Below are 21,221 nucleotides of genomic sequence, written 5' to 3' on the forward strand. Positions count from 1 at the left end.
GAGGCACAAATGCCGATTGTCCAGCAGGGCAGTATCAACACGACGGCCCTCATCGTTCCCGATCTCTACGTCCAGATCGTCCCGCCGCAGGTCACCCTGCTCAATGGCGTGCCGACCAACGTTCTCGGTGTCGTGGGTACCGCCCAATGGGGTCCGGCCAACTCGCCGACCATCATTGGCGACATGGCGGCGTACGCGCGCACGTTCGGCAACATCCTGAACCGCAAGTACGACATGGGCACGGCGGTCGCGGCGGCGGTCATCAACGGCGCGAACAACTTCCGCTGCGTGCGTGTCACGGACGGAACGGACGCCGCGGCCACTGCCGCCGTACAGACCAACTGCCTGACGCTGAACGGTAAGTACACCGGTACGCTCGGCAACACCGTCGTGGTGTCGCTCGCGGCCGGCTCGGCCTCAGGCACGTGGAAGGTCACAGTCGCAGCTCCGACGCTGCCGCCCGAAGTCTTCGACAACATCGGCGCGGGCTTGACTGCCAACGCGCTGTGGGTCGCGATCGCCGCTGCCATCAACAACGGCAACGGCATCCAGCGCGGCGCCTCGCAGATCATCACGGCGACGGCCGGCGCGGGTACCACTGCACCGGTGGCGGCCAGCTTCACTCTGGCGGGCGGTACCGACGGGGCGACGACGATCACCGGCTCGGTGCTGGTCGGCCAGGACACCGTTCCGCGCAAGGGCATGTATGCACTGCGCAACCAGGGCGTGTCGATCGCCATGCTGACGGATTGCGACGACACGACCACGTTCTCGACGCAGTCGGCGTTCGGTCTGTCCGAAGGCATCTACATGATCGGTACCGGCCCGGCTGGCGACACGATTGCCAACGCCGTGACGACCAAGGCGACCGCAGGCATCGACAGCTACGCCTTCAAGTGGATGTTCGGTGACTGGGTGTGGTTCCTGGACACGGCGAACGGGGTGACGCGGCTGATCTCGCCGCAAGGCTTCGTTGCCGGTCTGCTGGCGAACCTCTCGCCCGAGCAGAGCAGCCTGAACAAGCAGCTTTTCGGCGTGGTGGGCACGCAGAAGTCGTACGCCAACCAGACGTATAGCTCGGCGGAACTGCAGGCGCTCGCCCAGGCCGGCTACGACGTCATTACGAACCCGGTCCCGGGGGGCAACTACTTCGGTTGCCGCATCGGCCACAACACGAGTTCGAACTCACTGACGTACGGGGACAACTACACCCGTATGACGAACTACATCGCCAGCACGATCAATGCAGGCATGGGCAAGTACGTGGGCAAGCTCCAGTCGGTTACGGTGCGCGCTCAAGCCGCCGCGACGCTGTCGAACTTCCTGAGTTCGATGGAGCAGCAGGGGATGATCGGTGCCGTCAACGGTGGGCCGGCTTTCTCCGTGCAGATCGACGCAGCCAACAACCCGCTGAACCGCGTCGCGCTGGGCTACATGCAAGCCGACGTGAAGGTGATCTACCTGTCGGTCATCGAGAAGTTCATCGTCAACGTCGAAGGCTCCCAGGCAACGGTGATCCGGTCGACTACCACGGCGCAGTAACCGCCCAACTGAATCCGAAGCCCGGCCGCGCGCCGGGCGACTCTCTCTCAGGAGAAAGACATGCCGCTTCAAGGCTATTCTGTCGGGCGCGACTGGCAACTGGTCATCCAGACGCCGACCGGCCCCCTGAACGTCCCGAAGGTGACCGGGTTCTCCCGGAAGATGGACGCCACCACCGAGCGCGTGAAGCGCATCGATGGCATCACCGACAACGTCCGCTTCTTTGATGGCTGGTCGGGCACGCTGAGTGCGCAGCGCACCGGCCCGGAAGTCGATCGCTACTTCGCCACGCTGGAAGGGAACTACTACGCCGGGCTGAATGAGCAGCCTTGCCAGATCTACGAGACGATCACCGAGCCGAACGGTGCGTATTCGCAGTATCGGTACGAAGGCGTCATGCTGACCTACGACAACCCGGGCGACGTGGCCGGCGATGCAACGGTCAAGATGCAGTTCTCGTTCACGGCCTCGCGCCGCCTCCTGGTCTCCTAACCGCATATGACAAAAGTCACCATCAACCACGCACCGGCGACGCCCTCGCAGCAGATCATGGCCGAGGCATTGGCTGAGGTAGTTGTGCCGGACGCCAAGGGCCGAAAGTTGACGTTGCGCCGTCCGGGCATCCTCGCGCAGTTCCGCCTGGTCGAGGCAATGGGGCCGGAAGCAGCGTCCAACGATGTGTACCGCTTCATGTGCATGCCGCTGCTCTACCTGGTCGCGATCGACGGGGAGCCGGTCCCTCCGCCGACCAACAAGGTCCAACTCGAAGCGCTCATCCAGCGCGTGGAAGAGGACGGCTTTGCGGCAATTCAGGACGGCTCCCCGAAGCTCTCGGCCGGCGGCCAAGGGCTCGAAGCCTCAAAAAACTAGCCCAGGCTGCGGAATTCCGGCGGGCGCTCTGGCTGGTCAAGAACGGCGTCCCTTGGGACGTCGCCTTCGCAATGCCGGAGCACATGCGCTTCGCCGCGGCGGTGGTCATGAGCGAGCACGAGGGCGCTGAGTTCGACTGGAATGTCCTCAAATTCAAGGACCCCACGCCATGAAGGAATTCCGCAGCCTGGCCGACTTTGCCAATCACCTAACGCGACTGGCGGCTGTCGCGCCGACCGTGACGAACCACATGGTCGAGCAGGCGGCCGAGAAAGTGGAGAAGGTGGCTAAGGCGGAGATTGCGCACTACCAGCCTGCCGTGGGGCCCTTCCCGAAATGGGAAGACCTCACCCCGGAAACCGAGTTCGACAAGATTCGGAAAGGATTCCCGGTCGACGCGCCGCTGCTGCGGACGGGGGAGATGCGCGACAGCATCTCTCACAAGACGTCAGGGAACGAGGCGGTGGTCGGGTCTAACGACGAAAAGATGGTCTGGCACGAGCAGGGTACGCTGCATATCCCGCCGCGCCCGGTGTTAGGTCCAGCGGGTATCCGTGGGATGGCTGACATGCATGCGAGGTTTGCCGCCACTGTCGCGGCTTGGCTTGGCGGCAGGAGTTGGCGCAAACCGCGCATCAAATAGCGAGGAAAGGGCGGCGGCGCCAATGGATCCAACGATCCAAATGGTCGCGAGTGACCAGAACACGCGCCGGACACGCCGGTCCAGCCTTACCTGATCGTGATCCTCCACGTCCGACACCTTCAACGGCTTCGGATACTGGATCGTCGAAAAGTGGTCGGCTAACCACTCGTGAATTCGGTATTTCAGCTTTCGCATGGGGTCGGTTTCGGCTCCGGAATGACAAGTATAGGTCACCATGATCGACGCATATAAGATCGGCACCACTCTGGTCCTGCACGACATGGTCGGCCCGGCCCTCCTGAGGCTCGCGACGGAGTTCCGGAAGCTGGACATCATGGCCGGCAACGTGAACCGGCATTTGTCCGAGATGGAGAAGCACGTCGTCGGCATCCGGGCCATGTCGCGTGCGAACGCCACGCTCGCAACCAATATGGGCAAGGCCAATATGGAGGCTGCCCAGCTTGCCCGCAACATCAACGCCATTCACGCAGCCAGCGCGGCGGCCCAACGAACTGCAGCAATGGGGGCTTTCGGCGTCTTCGGCCCAGGCGGGCGCGGCGGTCATAGTGGACCCGGCGGCCGTGGCCCGGCACTTCCCGGTCCCGGTGGGTTCGCGCCGATGCCGATGCGCCCGCGCTACAACGGCGGGCGGGCGGCGGCAGGTGGTGGTGGCTTTGGTGGTCACGGCGGCAACGTCCACGTCGGCCCGAGCGGCTTCGGCATGGGTGCGGTCGGCATGGGCTTGCCTGGCGGCATGCTCGCGCCGGTGGCGGCCGGCGTCGGCACACTCTACGTGGGTAAGAAGCTCTACGACGCGGCTTCGGACTACCAAATGGCCGAGGCGCGCTTCAAGACGCTGAATCTTGGCGACGCCGTCAACAAGGACGCTGACAAGTTCGCGCGCGGGACGCGTGTGTTCGGTGCGTCGAGCACAGCGCTGATGGAGACCCTTCGGGAGTCCGTTGGCATGTTCGGCGGTTTGGACGTCGCAAAGCAGGTCGCACCCACTATCGCGGCATTGAATGCAGCCAACTCCGGGCTGTTCGGCGGAAAGATCGGAACCATCGATGAGGGCGCTGCGCGCGCCGTCATGCGATTCAACGACATGCGCGGCAAGACCAACAACGCGAAGGAATTCCTCTCGGGTCTGGATCTCGCGCAACGTATGGTGACCGGCTCAGGCGGTGCGATCAACTTCGCTGATCTTGAACAGTTCGCCAAGACGGGCGGCGCCGCGTTTAAGGGCCTGAGCGATCAAGGCATCATGAACATGGCGACGCTCATGCAGGAGCAAGGGGGAGCGCGTACCGGCACTGCATTGATGTCGCTGTACCAGAACCTGATCGCCGGCCGCACCCCGAAGAAGACAATGGCCGCGCTCGCGGACGCTGGTCTCGGGGAAATCGGCGAAGTAGTTAGCGGCAGCGTTGGTGGCAAGCAGATCAAATCGACCGTCCTGAAGAACATCAAGGACGAGCAGATGCTTCGCGAGGATCCGGCCGGCTGGCTCATGAAGTACGGGACGGAAGCCGCCAAGCGGGCCGGCAAGACGACGGACTCCGAAGTCATCGGCTTCATGAACAACCTCGTGTCGAACCGGCAAGGCTCGAACATGGCGGCCAACTTCACGACACAGCAGGCTCAAGCTCTTCGTGACGCGAAACTGGTGGCGAATGCCAAGGGTGTTCAGGGCACGATTGATGTCTTCAAACAAACCGCTGGTGGTGCCGAAGCAGATTTCGTCGCCGCATGGGAATCGCTGAAGACTGAGATGGGGCGCGGTGTCTTGCCGCAAGTCACGAAGGTACTGAACGCCGGTACGGAATTCTTCCGCTCAGTCAACGACTGGGGGCAGAAAAACATGCCGGTGTTCGAGAAGCTTCAGACGGCTGGCACACCGATGAGCAATCCGTTTTCGAACTTCGGGTTCGGTGGCGGCGGCCCCGGTGTCTGGCTGTACCGTCAGGCGAAGGCGCTGATCACTGGCGGCGGCGAGATGACGAAGGCCAATCCGGTAGCTGGTGCTGGTCAATCGACCGTCCAGGTGAACAGCACCATCAAGCTCGACAGCCGCGTGCTGGCCGAGGCGACATCTTTCCACCAAGCGCGCGAACTCTCGCGACCACAGACCGGGCAGTCAACGTTTGACCCCGGAATGTCCTTAACACCCCCTGCAATGAGGTAACGGATGGCAGACGTTGTCCTAAAGCTTGGGGATTTCACCTTCGAACGGAACGAGATCCCCGAGCAAATGCCGTTTGGCGGCGAGCAGGCGCTTGTCGTGCACCGGTTGGTCGGTGGCACGAAGATCGTCCAGGCGATGGGGGACTTTACCGGCCCCATCTCCTGGTCGGGCTGGCTGGAAGGACAGGATGCATTGGCTCGCGCGCGGCAACTCACGGCTATGCGCGTGGCCGGTGTCCCGGTTGTACTGACCTGGTCCGAGCAGTCGTATGCGGTGCTCATCCACACGTTCGAACCGGTATTCCGCCTCTTCCACAAGATCCCGTACCAGATCACCTGCGAGGTGATCGAAGACCTGACGCTGTCCACGGCCGGCACCGGTGACGCGAGCATTGACGACCTGATCAATGGCGACATCCTTGATGCCAGCGGCTTGGCTGAGTCGATCGGCGACTTCACGTTGACCGGACTCATGAACACTGTCAATTCGGCAATCAGTGGCGTTTCCAGCTTCGCCAATGCCGCACAGTCGACCTTGAACAGTGTTCTCCAGCCGATCGCAGCAGTACGCCAGCAAGTCGGCACGCTGATCGCCTCGGTGAACAACACGATGATCAATGTGACGACCCTTGGCGGAATCGTGCCGAACAACCCGATCGCAAAGCAGGTGCAGAACATCTCGAACCAGATCGTGGCGGCGCAACAGTTGCCGCTCCTGGTTGCGATGGACCGCACCGTCGGGCGTGCGCAGATGAACATCGGATCGATTTACTCGAGCGCGAAGCAGATCACCACGGCGGGCGGCAACTTGCTCGACATGGCTGCCAAGGAATACGGCGACGCGATGGCCTGGACGGGCCTCGCGAAGGCTAACCCGCAGCTTGGCGGCGACCCGCAGGTCAGCGGTATCCAGACGATCACGATTCCTCCCTCAAAAGACACCGTTGGAGGTGTCCTGAACTCATGACGACACTCAACCCCCTTCCCGTTTTGCCTGCCGGTCAATCGCCGCGCGGGATTGTGAAGGTGGGGGGTGTCATCGTGCCGGGGTGGATTCATTGGTCGGTGCAGGAGAACACGTTTTACCAGGCGGACACATTTCGCGTGGAGTTCGCCGCGCAAAATCTGCCGGATGAGACGGATGTCGCGTGGTTCTCCAACCAGTCCGAGGCGTTTGTCGAGATCTTCGGCGGATACCCGGCCGACGTTCGGAGCTTCAGCGAGACCGACCTCGTTAGCCATATCTACGGGCGCGTTGACGATGTCGACTACGACCCCGTTAGCGCAAAGCTGACGCTCACGGGGCGGGACCTCACTGCTGCCTTCATCGACGCCAAGATCACCATCCAGTTTCAGAACATGACCTCGTCGCAGATTGCGACGCAACTGGCGCTGAACCACGGCATGTCGTACAGCGGGCCGGCGACAAAGACGCCCGCTGGCACGTACTACGCCTACGACCGGGTCAGCATGACCGACCAGCGCAGTGAGTGGGACATTCTGACGTGGCTTGCACAGCAGGAAGGGTTCAACTGCTACGTGAAGGGCAAGACGTTGTACTTTGAGCCGCAGCCGACGGACGAGACCGTATCGACTCCTGTCGACAAGGCGGCGCTTCAGGCCGAACTCGACCAAGTGAAAGCCGCTTGGGATTCAGATCTGAACAAAGCCAGTGAGGTGCTGAAGAGCGCGCAGGAAGACCATAAAGCAATGGATGCCGCATTCGCCGCTGGTGACGACGCAGCGGGTAAGGTCGCCGGGAAGTCCGCGCTGGCAAAACTCGACGAGTCGCAGAGGCTCAACGACGCAGCCACCGCAAAGTACAAGGCTCGCTACGATCAACTGAAGAAGCAGATAAACGGGCCCAACACCACGGAATCGTCGTCGAACGCGTACGAGTTGCGCTGGGAAGTCGACGAGAACGGCAACCCGGTCGCCAACGTCATGGATCTGCGGGTAGCACGCAGTCTGACCGTGGCAAAAGGCATCACCGTAGTGGTGAAATCCTGGAACGCGAAGCAGTCGAAGGGATTCACCGCCTATTACCCGAGCCGAGGCAAAGGCATCCAGGCGGGTAAGGCTTCGCCGTTTGGTGACCAGCAGGTCTACACGATCACGCGCGGTGGACTCGATCAAGCTGGCGCGCTCGCGCTGGCTCAAAGGACCCATGCTCAGATCACGCAGCACGAGATGAAGCTATGGGCGCGTCTGCCGTCCGACAACGTGATGCAACGGACCACGCTGCTTCGCCTGACCGGCACGAACACCAAGTTCGACCAAGACTACTTCGTCGACACCATCACTCGCTCGATGAGCGTTGAGGGCGGCTATGTGATGGATGTGTCGGCGAAGAACATCAATCCGGAATCGGTGCCAACTCTATGATGCAGCAGTTCAACAACCAGATGCGCTTGGCCGCGCAGATGGCGCAGGCTGGGCGTGCCGAATCTGTTGTAGGGATTGTGAGCAGCTACGACCCGGGCACTGCCGCGGCCAAGGTCCGCATCCAACCGGAAGATCCTGACGACCCCGGGCGCTCTCTGACTGGATGGCTTCCGGTGTGCTCTCCGTGGGTCGGCGACGGCTGGGGATTGGACGCCCCGGTGTCGCCAGGCGACCAGGTCGAAGTGAAATTCTTCGGCGGCGAGGTCGAGAACGGCTACATCAGCGGCCGGCTGTTCAGCGACGCCGCGCGGCCTACGGGCGCGAAGTCTGGCGAATTCTTCCTGACGCACAAGTCAGGGTCGAAGCTGCAGTTCCACAACGACGGCACGGTAACGCTGGTTTCAGCCGGCACCCTGACGAGCCAAGCGCCGCAGTGGAATCACACCGGTCCAATGAAGATTGACGGGACTCTGCAGGTCGTGGACACGATCACGGGGCAGGGCGGCATGGCCGTGTCGGGCGATGCCGGCGGCGGTAAGTCGCTGGCGATCACCGGCGATACGAACTTCACAGGTTCCGTGACGGCCAACGGCAAGCACATCGACAACACGCACATCCATAGCAACGGCAACGGCGGCGCGAACACTGGAACCCCGGTCACATGACGCAACAACTCATGAACGACCTCGACCACTGGGTCGGGGGCGACGTCGGCGTGTCCGCGACTGGCGATCTTGGCACGGTCAACGCCGATACACGAACCAACCAACGCATCGTTCGCCGGCTGGTGACCCCGAAGGGAAGCCTGATCTTTCACCCGAGCTACGGCGCGGGACTGCCTCAGATGATCGGCCAGACGATGAACGTCGCGGCCATCACTGGTGAGATTCGCTCTCAGATCAGCATGGAAGCGGGTGTCGCCAAAACACCAGAGCCGCGCATCACGGTCAAGCCTATTCAGGATGGCGTCAGCGTCGGCATCGTCTACACCAGTTCGGTCACGCGCCAGCCGGTGTCCTTGCAGTTCAACGTGAACGAGTGACATGGCACTTCAGACGCAAGACTTCGTAACGCTGGTGCGAAACCAGGTTACGGCCGTTCAAGGCTACGCCAAGGTCCTAGTTGATCTAACCGTGGGCTCCATCCTTCGCGCCATCGTTGAGTCGAACGCGGCGATTGTGATCTGGCTGCAAGGTCTGATCATGCAGGTCTTGGCGATCACGCGCGCGGCGACGTCGAGCGGCGCCGATCTCGACACGTGGGTGGCCGACTTCGGCGTTACGCGCCTGGCTGCCACATTCGCCACCGGCCAAGTCACCTTCTCGCGCTTCACCACGACGCAACAGGCTGTCGTGCCCGTCGGGGCGACGGTGCAGACCGGTGACGGCAGTCAGCAGTACTCGGTAACGGCCGATGCGACCAATCCCGCCTACAACGGCACCCTAGGCGGCTACGTCATGGTCGCGAGCGTTGGCAGCGTGGTGGTCCCGGTGGTAGCGCTGGTTGCGGGCGCCGCCGGCAACGCGATCGGCGGCGCTGTGTCGACGATCGTGGGGGCGATTTCCGGCGTAGACACCGTCACGAACGCCGCCGGTTTCGCCAATGGCGCAGATGCGGAAGATGACGCGGCGCTGCGGACGCGCTTCATTGCCTACGTGCGAAGCCTCTCCAAGGCCACGAAGGACGCCATCGGTTACGCGATCACGTCGCTTCAGCAGGGTGTCACCTACTCGCTGGTCGAGAACGAGACGTACGCCGGCGCGGTCCAGATGGGCTACTTCTACGCCGTTGTCGACGACGGGTCTGGTGCGCCGACAGGCACGTTTCTCTCGACGGTCTACAACGCGATCGACGCGGTGCGACCGTTCACCAGCAGCTTCGGCGTGTTCGCGCCGGTGCTCGTGAATGCCTCGGTGGGCATGACGTGCACGATCGCGGCTGGCTACGACGCCGCGGCGACGAAAACGCTCGTGTCCAACGCCATCAAGTCCTACATCAATTCGCTAAAGCTCGGCCAGACGCTCACCTATTCGAGGCTGGCCCAGATTGCCTATGACGCGTCGCCTGGCGTGACGAACGTCACGGGCATCACGCTCAATGGCGGAACGGCGGACCTGGCTGCGACGGCAAAACAGGTCATCAAGTGTCTTTCGGTGACGGTGGCATAAATGGCGACAGGTGATCAACAAGATGTGTACCGCCGGCTGCGCGGCTACCTGCCGCCGTGGTTTGGCGACGAAGCCGATACGCAGATCATCAACGGTCTGTTGAATGGCCTGGCGTACGCCGGCGCGTACGTCTATGGCCTGCTGGCCTATGCCCGGCTGCAGACGCGGATCAAGACGGCTACCGATGGGTGGCTAGACATGATCGCGGCCGATTTCTTCGGCAGTGCGTTGCTGCGGGCGGCGAACCAGTCCGACGAGTCGTTCAGGGCACGCATCCTGATCAACATCTTCCGCGAGCGAGCAACTCGGGCGGGGCTGATCCGGATCCTTCAGGACCTGACCGGCCGGACACCCGTGATCATAGAGCCACTTCGGCCAGCCGATACCGGCGCATACGGAGGGCCGACCATCGGCTACGGCGTTGCCGGCGCCTACGGGTCGATGCTGATGCCTTTCCAGGCATTCGTTACCGCGTTTCGGCCAGCAGGCAGCGGAATCCCGCTCATCGCCGGCTATGGCGTGTCGACGGGCGGCTATGGCCAGCCGTCCCGCGCTTCCTACGCATCGATGGCGATGATCCAGGGAAGCGTCACCGACGCGGACATCTACGCCGCAGTGGACAGCGTCAAGCCGGTGGCCACCATCGTTTGGACACGAATCAGCGGATGATGCCTGCGATGCTTTCCGCAATCGCCTTCTGGCTCGCAGCCTCGACGAGGGGGAGCAGCTTGTCCTTTGCTTCGTTGAAAGCTCTAACAATGTGGCGCTGAAGGTAGATTCGCTGCCGGCCAATGAAGAAACACACATCGTCATCGTGCTCGCTGACTGAATTGAAATCCCCTGTCTGAATGAGTGTTCCTTTTCCGTAGAGCACGTTGAGCGAAGCCCGGATATTTCCGGGCTCAAGATAGTGGGCGTCGCTGTCAGGATGGCAAACGGCGTCACGTACATATTTCACAAGATCCGAAACGTGCTTGATCTCGTCTGTTACCACGACATCGTCTGTGAAACGGATGGGCTCGGAGAACTTTCTGCACTTGAACATTAGATCCCTCAGGCAGATCAGCAAATCGATGAACGCAGATCGATACAGTACGTTGCCTATGTGCTTGCGATCAAATATCCCGCTTCCCAGCAGTTCGTCTATTCGCTGGATGCTCTGCTTGATTTCACATTCGTCGAAGAAGTCCATCGTCCCCTCTTTGTAGTCGCCTCGTCGCCGTAGTTTGGCACAGGCTGCATAACCACTAGTTTTCGGCATTAGCCAGCCCGCCTCCGCGCGGGCTTTTTCCATTTCCGGAGCCGCAATGGACCGTCAGATTGTCTATCCCGGGCAAATCCCGCTCGAAACCGACCTGCTCAACACCAACAAGTTCACGATGATCGCGCTGGCGAAGCTTGCCGCCGCGATGTTCGGTACTGCGACGATCGTCAACGGGCTTGCCTGCGTGCCCACCGGGCCGGCATCGCTCCAGGTGGTCGTGAACCCGGGCGAAATGTACTCGCTGGTCGCCGTCGACGCGACCGCATACTCGTCCCTGGCGGCGGACACGACGCACAACATCCTGAAGCAGGGCATCTCCTTGGATGCCGTCAACCTGACCTGCAACCCTCCGGGGACCGCCGGCCAGAGCATCAACTATCTGATCCAGGCGACCTATCAGGATTCCGACACCGGTCTGGTGACGCTGCCGTACTACAACGCCAGCAACCCGTCGCAGGCATGGTCAGGGCCTGGCGGCGGTGGTGCCCAGCAGGCGACGGCACGGAAGGGGATTGTTCTCATCTCGGCGAAGGCTGGTGTGGCGGCCACGACGGGCTCGCAAACCACTCCCGCACCGGATGCCGGCTATACCGGGCTGTGGGTGGTGACGGTTGCCAACGGCCAGACGACTATCACGTCGGCGAACATCACCCAAGCGGCGAACGCTCCCATCCTCCCGAATGACCTGCTGCATGCGATGCAGCAATCTGGCGCGATCGTCGGGGTCGATACCGGCGCTGCCAATGCCTACGCGGTCAGCTACAACCCGGCCATCACCGCGCTCGCCGACGGAATGGTGCTCTGGTTCAAGGTCAAGACCGCGAACACTGGCGCCTCGACACTGAACGTGAACGGACTCGGCGCGTCGCCTGTCGTGGGTGCCGCTCACAGCGCGCTGCAGGGCGGTGAACTTGTCGTCGGCGGTCGCGCACAAGTCGTGTGGCGTGCAGATATTAGTTCGTGGGTGCTGGAGAGTTGCACCGGCGCTGCCCTGCAGGTCGCGCCAGCCACGCAGAGCCAGCATGCCCCGCAGATGGGGCAGGTCGCAGGCGTTGTCGGCTCCACGCGAAATCTTGCGATGAACGTCTCGTCGGCAGGTTCGTCGGCAACGCTTACGGCCGATGAGATCGTCGTCGAGACAGCGCTTGGTGGCATTCGCTATTGCCTGGCAAATTTCAATAAGACGATCAACATTGCCACGACTGGTGCCGGAGGGATGGACACCGGGACTGCCCCAGTCAATGGGTGGGTGGCAGTGTATGCGATATATAACCCAGCTACCACAGATCGAGCACTGCTCGGAGTCAACGCAACTTCGGTTGTCGCACCGGAGATTTATGGCGGCGCCAATATGCCAGCGGGGTATTCCGCGTCAGCGCTTGTCTCGGTGCGGCGAACAAATGGCAGCGGTCAGTTTGCCATTGGATATCAGCTTGACCGAACCGTAGAAACAAGCGTAGTCAGTGTGCTGGCAGGAGGAGCTGCCACGACATACACCACGGTAAGCCTGGCGTCCGCCGTTCCGCCCAATGCTCGCTATGCCAACTTTACCTACGGCATGACGACCAATAGCGCCAGTAACGGGGTGTACTTAATCGCGACCGATACCACAAATGAAGTAGGGCTGCGTCGAGCGATTAGCCAGGTTGTAACGCAAATATTGGGCGGCGCGTGGGCGGACGTGAGGCTGTTCACGCCGCAATCGGTGATCTACAAGAACGATGCAGTAGGCGGCACGCTCGGTCTCAACGTCGTTGGCTACAAGTTCTGATAGGGAGTGAAGACATGACTACGGCGTTTATCAAGACTGCGGAACGGTACCTGGTGCGCATCGCCGAGGATCCCACGCCATCCCCGGACGAAACCGCAATTCCGATGGCGGACGACGACTTTCTAGAGGCCGGGAAATGGCGTTGGACTGGCGAAGATTGGGAGCCTGGCAAGCTGGTGTGGAGCAGTGATCTGCCCGGCTACGTGTTTGTCCCCGAGTGATCCCCCGCAGAGGGCGGGGCTTCGGTCTCTGCCGGATGCCACCACACACAACAGAACCAAGTAGCCCGCTTCGGCGGGCTTTTTCTTTATCCCCGGGGAAATAAATGATCGAGGCCGACATGGCAAACGAAGTGGTGAAGCTCGCTCCTGCAGCGCCTGTGACCGTGATGACATTCATGGGTTACAGCGTCCAGGACTGGGCCAGTTGGCTGACTGCCTTCTACGCGCTGCTGCTGATCGGGAATTTCATCTGGAAGGCCGTCCGCCCGTGGCTGGGCAAGCGCCGAGACGAGGAGGGGCCGGATGCTTAAGCAACGGATCGCGGTAGTACTACTGACGATGTCGGCGGCCGGCCTCGCAACATGGGAGGCATCGGAGGGCTATACCGACCGCGCCGTCATCCCGACCAAGGGCGACGTTCCGACCATCGGGCATGGCTCGACCAGGTACGAGGACGGCCGCCCGGTTCGGATGGGCGACACGATCACGCGCGAGCGTGCGGCGGTGCTGGCGCGGAACCTGATGACAGCCGACGAGAAGCGCTTCGCAGCCAGCCTGCCAGGCGTGAAGCTTCATCAGGAAGAGTTCGACGTCTATATGAACTTCGTCGGTCAGTTCGGCATTGGGAATTGGCGCGCATCGAGCATGCGGCGTAATTTGCTTGCCGGCGACTACATCGGGGCGTGCGACGCGCTGCTGCTCTACAAATTCTCGGCCAAGTACGACTGCAGCACCGAGATCAACGGCGAGCCGAACAAGCGCTGCTACGGTGTATGGACTCGGCAGCAGGAGCGCAATCGCAAATGCCTGGAGGCCCAATGAGATACGGAAGCCGGAAGTTCCTGACCGCGCTGCTGGTCATCGCGTCCGCTGATGCGATGCTCCTGGTCGGATCGATCGACGCCGCAGTGTGGGGTGCGACCGTCGGCAGCGTCGTCGCCGCCTACATCGTTGGCAATGTCGCGCAGAAGGCGGTGACGAAATGACATTCGTTGATCCGAAGTTCTGGTTGGCGCTGGTCGTCGGCTTGCTGCTGGCATATGGCGGCGGCCGATGGGAGCAGCACCGAGCCGATGCTGCGAAGTACGAGGCGGAGCACACGAAGGCCGCATTGTCGGCCACCGTCGATCAGGTGAAGGCCGTGGACGCGGCCCGTCTTGAGGAGCAGCGTCGCACGACGGCACAAACGGAGATTGCCAATGCAGCAACAAAAGACCTTGCCCTTGCGCGGGCCGATGCTGGCGCCGCTGCTGATGCTGCTGGCCAGCTGCGGCAGCGTGTCGACCAACTACTTGCCGCCGCCCGAGCCGCCAAAGATACCGGCACTGCCGGCGGTGGCCAGGACAAGCCAAGTGGTGACCCCCTTGATGTGCTCGTCGACGTGCTCGGACGGTCTGACAAAACTTCGGGAATCCTGGCTGACTACGCCGACCAGATCAAAATAGCCGGTCTGGCTTGTGAGCGCTCATACGACGCGCTCGATGGAAAGTAGCGGATACAATCAGCCCGTGAAAAAAATAATCAGATAGGGGCTGAAGTGCTTTTCACTTCATTAACATTCCTTTTCGCATATCTGCCCATTGTGCTGGTTGGCTACTTTGTGCTGGGTCGATTTCACAGAGTCGCCGCGGCTGGGTGGCTGGCAGCGGCATCGGTATTTTTCTACGGCTATTGGAGCGTCAAGTACGTTCCGCTCCTGCTTGGCTCGATCCTATTCAACTATGGGATCGGGTATGCCATTTCCGTACGACGCGACCGCTCTCCCTGGGCTCGCCGGGCACTGATTTTCGGTGTCATTGCTGATTTAGGGTTGCTGGCGTACTACAAGTACGCCAACTTTTTTCTTCTGCAGGTGATCAACCCGCTGGGTGGCCACGCGCAAGCGCTGAACATCATCCTGCCTATCGGAATATCGTTCTTCACCTTCACGCAGATTGCCTTTTTAGTGGACGTCTGGAAGGGGAAGGCGCGTGAGTTCAATTTCGTGCGCTATCTGCTGTTCGTGACCTGGTTTCCACACCTGATAGCCGGTCCAGTTCTACACCACGGGCAGATGATGCCGCAGTTCGCGGATGCCAAAATCTATCGCATCCGCTCGCGCAACCTGGTGATCGGGATGGTGCTATTTGCCATCGGACTGGCGAAGAAACTGCTGATCGCCGACCCGATCAGTGCATACGCCGATCCGGTGTTCGAGGCAGCCGCGGCTGGTGATGCCATCGGGGCATTGATGGCATGGACTGGCGCGCTCGCGTACACGTTCCAGATTTATTTCGACTTCTCCGGCTACTCGGATATGGCGGTCGGCCTGTCGATGTTGTTCGGTGTGAGGCTTCCGATCAACTTCAATTCCCCCTACAAGGCAACCAACATCATAGAGTTCTGGCGGCGTTGGCATATGACGTTGTCGCAGTTCCTGCGCGACTATTTGTACATTCCGCTCGGTGGCAATCAGCATGGTCAAGCACGGCGCTACTTCAACCTTTTGGCGACGATGGTGCTCGGCGGACTATGGCACGGCGCTGCCTGGACGTTTGTCATTTGGGGGGCAATCCATGGTGCGCTGCTTTGCGTGAACCACGGATTTCGCTGGGCTTGGATGAGGCTCGGCATTGCGGGAAGGACGCCGCGCTGCATTGCGACGGCAGCTGGCGTAGCCGTTACCTTCCTTTCAGTCGTGGTGGCATGGGTGTACTTCCGCGCCGACACGGTTGCTGCGGCAAACAGCGTGCTGCTATCGATGGTATCAAGTACGGACTCAGTAGAGTGGACCACCGTTTTCAGGGACAAGAGCGCAATGTCATTTGCCGGCTACGCCTCGCTGTCGTTCCTGATCGTCTGGGTCTTCCCCAACGCCTACGAAGCGATCGACTTCGTTGAGAACCGAATGACAGTGGGCGGAGAGGAAGGGCGTCGGGTGGGCGTGATGCTCACTGTTGGGGCTGCAACCATTACGGTCGGCCTGATCGCCGCCAGTCTTCTGTCGACCTTCGGCACGAACGTTGCCAGTCCGTTCCTATACTTCCAGTTTTGATATGCGGCTGACTCGTATCTACCTGATCGCAGCCGCTGTCGCTGCAATTTCTATCATCGGATCGTACGCTGCCCTGTATAGGTACCAGCTTGGCGCTCCAATTCTCGCCTCCTACGACGTCAAGAACTGGCTGCGCCTTAAAGAACGGGTCGCCGCCAACACTCAGGGAAGCAAGATCCTGATGGTGGGAGATTCGAATGTGCTTTTTGGATTCGATAGTACCTATGCTCAGTCGAAACTCGGTCGACCTGTGGTCAACATGGGCCTGCACGGCGGTCTACCGATGGATTGGATTCTCAGCGTTGCCGTGCGCAATGCCAAGCCAGGGGACACGGTCGTGTTTCCGCTGGTGTGGCTTTACTACACCTCGGACTACAGCGCCCCGAGTGATTGGATGCTTGACCAGATCGTTGCCTGGGACGTCGAGTACCTCAATTCGCTTCCGTTTAATCGACGGTTGAAGTACTTCACGGCGCTTTCGCCGCTCAAGCTCGTCCAGAACGTGGATACGCAGATGAACCGGGGGGCTGTCCTTAAAGCTAACCCGCACCGTAAACTGTTACCGAAAGACGAGGCGCTGGCGTATTACGATCAGGTGGCGAGTATGCAAACGGCGTTCTCGTACACGTATCTGAATATGAATGCGCGGGGCGACATGCGGCACACTTGTGGTCATCTAGTCGAAGTTTCCGGGGCCTCCTACCCACCGCCCGCGAAGGCGAAGGTCAATCCAAAGACCGTGAAGTTAATGGTCGATACGATCAAACTGCTGCGAGCGCGCGGCGTGCAAGCCTACGTCTCCGCTTCTGTTGTGGTTGACGATGAAACAACCAGGGCGCCGCGATTCCAAAAGCTGCTGACTGACATATGGGGTGAACTTCGTAGCAACGGCGTGCCGCTCATCGGATCTCCAACCGACTATTTTTTCCCGCCACATGCCTTCTTCAATACGAATTTCCACCTCAATTGCGACGCTACCCGAGCGCGTACGGAGATATTCGTGAAGAAGTTTGAGGAAGCGGTGAATGCCTCTTCAGGTGCGAATGCAGACGTTACGCCTACGAATCGAGATGCGGGTTAGCTGACGATTCCTGCATCGCGTTCCAAAGCGAAGCCACACCACAAATCCTACGCTCACTTGGTACACAGTCGCGATGGATTTTCCGCGCGGAGGGCTTCACAACGGTACTTGATGCCCTCGGATCTGTCGGATCAAAAAAAACGCCACGGGCCGGGGTGGACGTGGCGAATTGGTTTGCGAAGGGACCGATTTCTCGGCGACGCAACTTTCGCATGACCCGCGTGTGCTGTGAATCGCCCGAAAGGGTCAGGAGTTTCTGATTGGTCAGAGAGGGGATAGCACTTCTCGAAATGCCGCCGCCCATACCGCCTCGGCCACCCCCCTGAATCCGTAGTTGCGGCCGGCGACTTGTACCGCCTCGGTCTTCCAGACTCGCTCAAAAGCCTCCGGGTCGAAGTCAGCCCCTGTCAAAAGCCGCGCTTGCCGCGGCGTATCAGCCAGCAGGATCGCGAGCTCGCGTCTTGCCTCCTCCAACTCGTCGCCCACCGACTCGCCCGCGCCATTTTCCCAGCCGTGAAATCCGGTGACCTCAGTTCCGGATGTGAGCCGGTCCAAAGCATCGAGCAGTCGCGTTGCTGCTTGGCGGACAGTCGGTCGCGCCGCGCGCTCTTCCGGAAACTGGCATCCGGCAGCCGATTTGGTGTTGCCCATCTCTTTGTTCCGTTTCTGTCAATGGGTGCCAAGGATCACATTAAAAAACCCAATTGGCAGGTGGTGGTGGCAGTGCAGACACTGACTATATACTGTACAAATATACAGTAGTTCGGGACTGTATGACGGCTCGCGGCAGGGGCGGCGGGCGACGAAAACGGACGCACCACAAGACAGAGAGGGGTAAGTGAACGCAATGAATCAGGGCATGACGCCGGCGCCGGCCGGTCTGGAAGGTGCAAGGAAGATCGCGGAAGGCGTGGCGGGGATCTTCAGTGCAATCCAAGCATTGGGCATCGATGACCCAGAGGTCGAGAGTCTGTGCCAGGTCGGGGCGGCGCTCACGCTCAACTTGAGCAACGAGTTGGAGGTCGCAGAAAAGGAGGAGAAGACGAGACCAAGGCTGAGAGCCGTGCCGGTCGTCAATTTCTTCAACGCTGACGATTCATTGGAAGGGGAAAGCTAATGGGTGCGCAGAAGGTATGTGCGACTTGCACATGCCTTCCCGCAAAGCGTTATCGCCCAAATGGGAGCATTTGGGCGGACGCCAACGCGCATGCACACATATCCGCACACACGTTAGCGAACGCAACCCCTTGAAAAGACAGATAAGTCATTGTTTTTCAAGGGGGGATGTTGGTGGAGCCGGCGGGAATCGAACCCGCGTCCGCAAGCCCTCCACAGAGAGTTCTACATACTTAGTTCTGTCATTTGATTTAACCGGCGCATCGCGGACGAACACGCTCTACGACGGCGAGTCACTAGGTTTTCGTCCTCGGGCCCGTGACACTCCCGAAGCTTATCTGACGTAAATGACCTCGCTGGTTCTTGCGAACCCTAGCCCGTCAGCGAGCCAGTGCGAGGACGGCTAGCCCTTAGGCAGCCAGTGCGTAACGTTCGTCGTTAGCAGTTATTGCATTCCCATTGATTAACGAGGTGACGGGTCCTCGGTATGCCCTCCACTGCTTTGTAACCCACGTCGAAACCAGGTCGGCCCCAATGTGCGTAGTCAAACGCGAAAGAACCGCGATTGTACTCCGTTTCGACGCCGCTGGCGCACGGTGGTTCCTTCTGGGCTACGGGGACTCAGCGAAGCAGCGTCAGCAGCTCCGACGGATGCTGGATCAGGTAGTCGGCGTGCCAGGTCTCGGGCGGCTCGGCGTCGCCGCAATAGCCGTAGGCGGCGGCAACGGTTGCCATGCCCGCGGCCTTGCCGGCCTGGATGTCGCGCAGGTCGTCCCCAACGTACAGGCAGCGGGTCGGGTCCACGCCGCTCACTGCGGCGGCGTGCAGCAGGGGGGCAGGGTGGGGCTTGGCGTGTGCGGTGGTGTCACCGCTGACGACGGCTGAAGCGCGCGGTGTCAGGCCGATGGCGTCTACCAGCGGCACGGTAAAGCGGGCGATCTTGTTGGTGACGATGCCCCAGCGTATGCCGTCGGCTTCCAGGGCCGCGAGCACCGTGTCCATGCCGTCGAATAGCCGCGTATGCACGGCGATGTCCGCTTCGTAGTAGTTCAGGAACGTATCGCGAAGCGCGGGGAATTCCGGATCTTCGGGTCGCTTGCCGAACGCGACGCCAATCAGTCCGCGCGCGCCATGTGAGGCGACGGGACGGAGTTTCTCGTAGGCGACCGGGTCCCGCCCGTGCTCCACGACAAGGCGGTTGGCCGCCGCGGCCAGGTCCGGGGCGGTGTCGGCCAGCGTGCCGTCGAGATCGAAGAAAACTGCGTCGAATGTTGGCATCGTTTTAGCGTGGCTTGCGGAATGCCATCATGTAGTTGACGTCAGTATCACGGCCCAGCGCATAGACCTGCGTGATCGGGTTGAAGGTCATGCCGCGCATCTCGATGAGCTCCAGGCCGACTACGCGGGCAAAGCGGGCCATTTCCGAGGGCGTGATGAATTTCTCGAAGTCGTGCGTGCCGCGCGGCAGCATGTTGAGGACATACTCGGCGCCGACGATTGCCAGCAGATATGCCTTCAGATTCCGGTTGATCGTCGAGAGGAAGACATAACCGCCCGGTTTGACCAGCGCGGTGCAGGCGCGCACGATCGACTGCGGATCGGGCACGTGTTCGAGCATTTCCATGCAGGTCACCACGTCGACGCTGGCTGGCGCGCGCGCGGCCAACGCCTCGACGGCGATCTCTTCGTATGTCACTGCCACCCCGGATTCCAGGCTGTGCAGGTCGGCCACCTTCAGTGCCTTCGTTGACAGGTCGATGCCGCGGACGGTGGCGCCCAGGCGCGCCATGCTTTCGGACAGGATGCCGCCGCCGCAGCCGACGTCGATGACCTGCTTGCCCGAAAGGCCGGCGATACCATCGATCCAGCCGAGCCGGAGCGGGTTCAGGTCATGCAGCGGTTTGAACTCGCTATTCGGGTCCCACCAGCGGTGAGCGAGCTCGCTGAACTTGTCGATCTCTTTCGGATCGGCGTTGAGCCCGGGGCGGGAATCGAGCGAGGAGGTGAGCGTGGACGAATGCGACATCTTAAGGCCGGGCGACCGGCGGTCTCGTGAGAAGGCTGCGGCAACTTTACCAAAAAACCAGAGCCGCATTGGCATGCGAGGCGGAGATGCGCCTGGTTTTCCAGTGGAAACACGGAAGGCATAAACGAAAAAAAGCCCAGCTTGCGCTGGGCTTTCTTCATCGGAAGCGTTCCGATTAACGTGCGCTGCGGGTGCCGACCACTTCGACTTCCACGCGGCGGTTCGGCTGCTGGCAGGCGATCTGAGCGGTGCGGTTGCCCTTGCACGACTTCGGATCAACCTTCAGCTGGCGCTTGCCCTTGCCTTCGGTGTAGACGCGGTTGGCTTCGACGCCCTTGCTCACCAGGTAAGCCTTGACCGATTCAGCACGACGGATCGACAGGCGATCGTTGTACTTGTCCGAACCGAACGAGTCGGTGTGGCCAACGGCGATGATGACTTCCAGCGTGATGCCTTGCAGCTTCGAGACCAGGTCGTCCAGCTTGGCCTTGCCTTCGGGCTTCAGAACAGCCTTGTCGAAGTCGAACAGCGTGTCAGCAGCGAAAGTGACCTTCTCGCTGGACACAACCGGCGGTGCCACCGGGGTCGGTGCCGGAGCCGGAGCAGCAGCCGGAGCCAGTGCGCCATCGCACAGGGCATTGGCCGTTGCCGGGGTCCAGGAGCTGTCGCGCCAGCAGAGCTCGTTCGTGCCATTCTTCCACACGTACTCGCTCGTACCGTTGCCCCAGTTATCGTTCACGGCCTTCTTTTCATAGGGGACGGACTGGGCTTGAGCGGATGCAGCCATTACTGCGGTAGCTGCAACGAGTGCGAGCTTGGCAAATTTTTTCATATTTCTCCTCTCAGGATGAGATCACCGCAGGGTTACTGCGAGCAAATGGACGAAAACAAGTCATACATTCTTCGGAGTATAACA

The 21,221-nt window shown here is 60.9% G+C and carries 25 protein-coding genes and 1 other RNA gene; 20 read left to right on the forward strand and 6 right to left on the reverse strand.

What is annotated here, in order from left to right; all coding sequences use genetic code 11:
- Positions 1–9 precede the first annotated feature (9 nt).
- The 11 genes from ABDB81_RS05340 to ABDB81_RS05390 all read left to right on the forward strand — a co-directional run bounded on the left by ABDB81_RS05340 (position 10) and on the right by ABDB81_RS05390 (position 10,461).
- Entirely contained in the window at positions 10–1,542 is a 1,533-nt protein-coding gene (locus ABDB81_RS05340; RefSeq protein ID WP_346810143.1) for a phage tail protein, read from the forward strand.
- Between the two features lie 60 nt (positions 1,543–1,602).
- A complete protein-coding gene (locus tag ABDB81_RS05345) occupies positions 1,603–2,034 on the forward strand; it encodes a hypothetical protein (RefSeq protein WP_346810146.1) in 432 nt (143 codons plus the stop codon).
- Between the two features lie 6 nt (positions 2,035–2,040).
- The gene (locus ABDB81_RS05350) at positions 2,041–2,412 is read left to right on the forward strand and encodes a hypothetical protein (RefSeq protein WP_346810149.1); all 372 of its coding nucleotides are present in this window, start codon (positions 2,041–2,043) and stop codon (positions 2,410–2,412) included.
- Positions 2,413–2,581: 169 nt separating this feature from the next.
- Positions 2,582–3,055: a hypothetical protein gene (locus tag ABDB81_RS05355; protein ID WP_346810152.1), complete on the forward strand. Its 474-nt coding sequence runs from the start codon at positions 2,582–2,584 to the stop codon at positions 3,053–3,055.
- Positions 3,056–3,290: 235 nt separating this feature from the next.
- Entirely contained in the window at positions 3,291–5,240 is a 1,950-nt protein-coding gene (locus ABDB81_RS05360; protein WP_346810155.1) for a hypothetical protein, read from the forward strand.
- Between the two features lie 3 nt (positions 5,241–5,243).
- The gene (locus tag ABDB81_RS05365; RefSeq protein ID WP_346810156.1) at positions 5,244–6,206 is read left to right on the forward strand and encodes a hypothetical protein; all 963 of its coding nucleotides are present in this window, start codon (positions 5,244–5,246) and stop codon (positions 6,204–6,206) included.
- Positions 6,203–7,624, forward strand: a complete 1,422-nt coding sequence (locus ABDB81_RS05370) for a hypothetical protein (RefSeq protein WP_346810159.1) — start codon at positions 6,203–6,205, stop codon at positions 7,622–7,624. The genes ABDB81_RS05365 and ABDB81_RS05370 overlap by 4 nt, the downstream gene beginning before the upstream one ends.
- Positions 7,621–8,289 (forward strand): phage baseplate assembly protein V, encoded by a 669-nt coding sequence (locus ABDB81_RS05375; RefSeq protein ID WP_346810161.1) that lies wholly within the window; start codon positions 7,621–7,623, stop codon positions 8,287–8,289. The genes ABDB81_RS05370 and ABDB81_RS05375 overlap by 4 nt, the downstream gene beginning before the upstream one ends.
- 11 nt (positions 8,290–8,300) lie before the next feature.
- On the forward strand, positions 8,301–8,666 hold the full coding sequence (locus ABDB81_RS05380; protein ID WP_346810164.1) for a phage tail protein: 366 nt from the start codon (positions 8,301–8,303) through the stop codon (positions 8,664–8,666).
- Position 8,667: 1 nt separating this feature from the next.
- On the forward strand, positions 8,668–9,792 hold the full coding sequence (locus tag ABDB81_RS05385) for a baseplate J/gp47 family protein (protein WP_346810168.1): 1,125 nt from the start codon (positions 8,668–8,670) through the stop codon (positions 9,790–9,792).
- Complete coding sequence (locus tag ABDB81_RS05390) at positions 9,793–10,461, forward strand: hypothetical protein (protein ID WP_346810171.1); 669 nt, start codon at positions 9,793–9,795, stop codon at positions 10,459–10,461. It abuts the gene before it with no gap.
- Here ABDB81_RS05390 and ABDB81_RS05395 read toward each other — a convergent pair.
- Positions 10,451–11,086, reverse strand: a complete 636-nt coding sequence (locus ABDB81_RS05395) for a hypothetical protein (protein ID WP_346810173.1) — start codon at positions 11,084–11,086, stop codon at positions 10,451–10,453. The two genes, ABDB81_RS05390 and ABDB81_RS05395, sit on opposite strands and share 11 nt — an antisense overlap.
- 13 nt (positions 11,087–11,099) lie before the next feature.
- Here ABDB81_RS05395 and ABDB81_RS05400 point away from each other — a divergent pair, with 13 nt between their 5' ends.
- From ABDB81_RS05400 to ABDB81_RS05435, 8 genes are all read left to right on the forward strand, one after another.
- Complete coding sequence (locus tag ABDB81_RS05400; protein ID WP_346810176.1) at positions 11,100–12,827, forward strand: hypothetical protein; 1,728 nt, start codon at positions 11,100–11,102, stop codon at positions 12,825–12,827.
- A 14-nt stretch (positions 12,828–12,841) separates the two neighbouring features.
- A complete protein-coding gene (locus ABDB81_RS05405; RefSeq protein ID WP_346810179.1) occupies positions 12,842–13,048 on the forward strand; it encodes a hypothetical protein in 207 nt (68 codons plus the stop codon).
- 119 nt (positions 13,049–13,167) lie between these two features.
- Complete coding sequence (locus ABDB81_RS05410) at positions 13,168–13,359, forward strand: hypothetical protein (protein ID WP_346810182.1); 192 nt, start codon at positions 13,168–13,170, stop codon at positions 13,357–13,359.
- Positions 13,352–13,870: a glycoside hydrolase family protein gene (locus tag ABDB81_RS05415; protein ID WP_346810185.1), complete on the forward strand. Its 519-nt coding sequence runs from the start codon at positions 13,352–13,354 to the stop codon at positions 13,868–13,870. Before ABDB81_RS05410 ends, ABDB81_RS05415 begins: the two co-directional genes overlap by 8 nt.
- Complete coding sequence (locus ABDB81_RS05420) at positions 13,867–14,034, forward strand: hypothetical protein (RefSeq protein ID WP_346810188.1); 168 nt, start codon at positions 13,867–13,869, stop codon at positions 14,032–14,034. The genes ABDB81_RS05415 and ABDB81_RS05420 overlap by 4 nt, the downstream gene beginning before the upstream one ends.
- Positions 14,031–14,540, forward strand: a complete 510-nt coding sequence (locus ABDB81_RS05425; RefSeq protein WP_346810192.1) for a DUF2514 family protein — start codon at positions 14,031–14,033, stop codon at positions 14,538–14,540. Before ABDB81_RS05420 ends, ABDB81_RS05425 begins: the two co-directional genes overlap by 4 nt.
- 45 nt (positions 14,541–14,585) lie before the next feature.
- The gene (locus ABDB81_RS05430; RefSeq protein WP_346810194.1) at positions 14,586–16,082 is read left to right on the forward strand and encodes an MBOAT family protein; all 1,497 of its coding nucleotides are present in this window, start codon (positions 14,586–14,588) and stop codon (positions 16,080–16,082) included.
- A 1-nt stretch (position 16,083) separates the two neighbouring features.
- Positions 16,084–17,163, forward strand: a complete 1,080-nt coding sequence (locus tag ABDB81_RS05435) for a hypothetical protein (RefSeq protein WP_346810196.1) — start codon at positions 16,084–16,086, stop codon at positions 17,161–17,163.
- A gap of 264 nt (positions 17,164–17,427) precedes the next feature.
- Here the strand turns inward: ABDB81_RS05435 and ABDB81_RS05440 are convergent, their stop codons facing one another.
- Positions 17,428–17,814 carry a hypothetical protein gene (locus ABDB81_RS05440; RefSeq protein WP_346810199.1) on the reverse strand — a complete coding sequence of 129 codons (387 nt, stop codon included), beginning with the start codon at positions 17,812–17,814 and terminating at the stop codon, positions 17,428–17,430.
- Between the two features lie 187 nt (positions 17,815–18,001).
- On the opposite strand from ABDB81_RS05440, the gene ABDB81_RS05445 reads away from it, so the two are divergent.
- The gene (locus tag ABDB81_RS05445; RefSeq protein WP_346810202.1) at positions 18,002–18,280 is read left to right on the forward strand and encodes a hypothetical protein; all 279 of its coding nucleotides are present in this window, start codon (positions 18,002–18,004) and stop codon (positions 18,278–18,280) included.
- Positions 18,281–18,451: 171 nt separating this feature from the next.
- Here ABDB81_RS05445 and ssrA read toward each other — a convergent pair.
- The 4 genes from ssrA to ompA all read right to left on the reverse strand — a co-directional run bounded on the left by ssrA (position 18,452) and on the right by ompA (position 21,137).
- Positions 18,452–18,812: a transfer-messenger RNA gene (gene ssrA / locus ABDB81_RS05450) on the reverse strand.
- An 88-nt stretch (positions 18,813–18,900) separates the two neighbouring features.
- Positions 18,901–19,557, reverse strand: coding sequence for a phosphoglycolate phosphatase (gene gph, locus ABDB81_RS05455; protein WP_137926650.1), 657 nt, complete (start codon positions 19,555–19,557; stop codon positions 18,901–18,903).
- A gap of 4 nt (positions 19,558–19,561) precedes the next feature.
- A complete protein-coding gene (gene ubiG, locus ABDB81_RS05460; RefSeq protein ID WP_346810290.1) occupies positions 19,562–20,305 on the reverse strand; it encodes a bifunctional 2-polyprenyl-6-hydroxyphenol methylase/3-demethylubiquinol 3-O-methyltransferase UbiG in 744 nt (247 codons plus the stop codon).
- A 175-nt stretch (positions 20,306–20,480) separates the two neighbouring features.
- Positions 20,481–21,137, reverse strand: a complete 657-nt coding sequence (ompA, locus tag ABDB81_RS05465) for an outer membrane protein OmpA (protein WP_066739225.1) — start codon at positions 21,135–21,137, stop codon at positions 20,481–20,483.
- Positions 21,138–21,221 lie beyond the last annotated feature (84 nt).

This window comes from Cupriavidus sp. DL-D2 (genome assembly GCF_039710735.1).
GTDB lineage: Bacteria > Pseudomonadota > Gammaproteobacteria > Burkholderiales > Burkholderiaceae > Cupriavidus.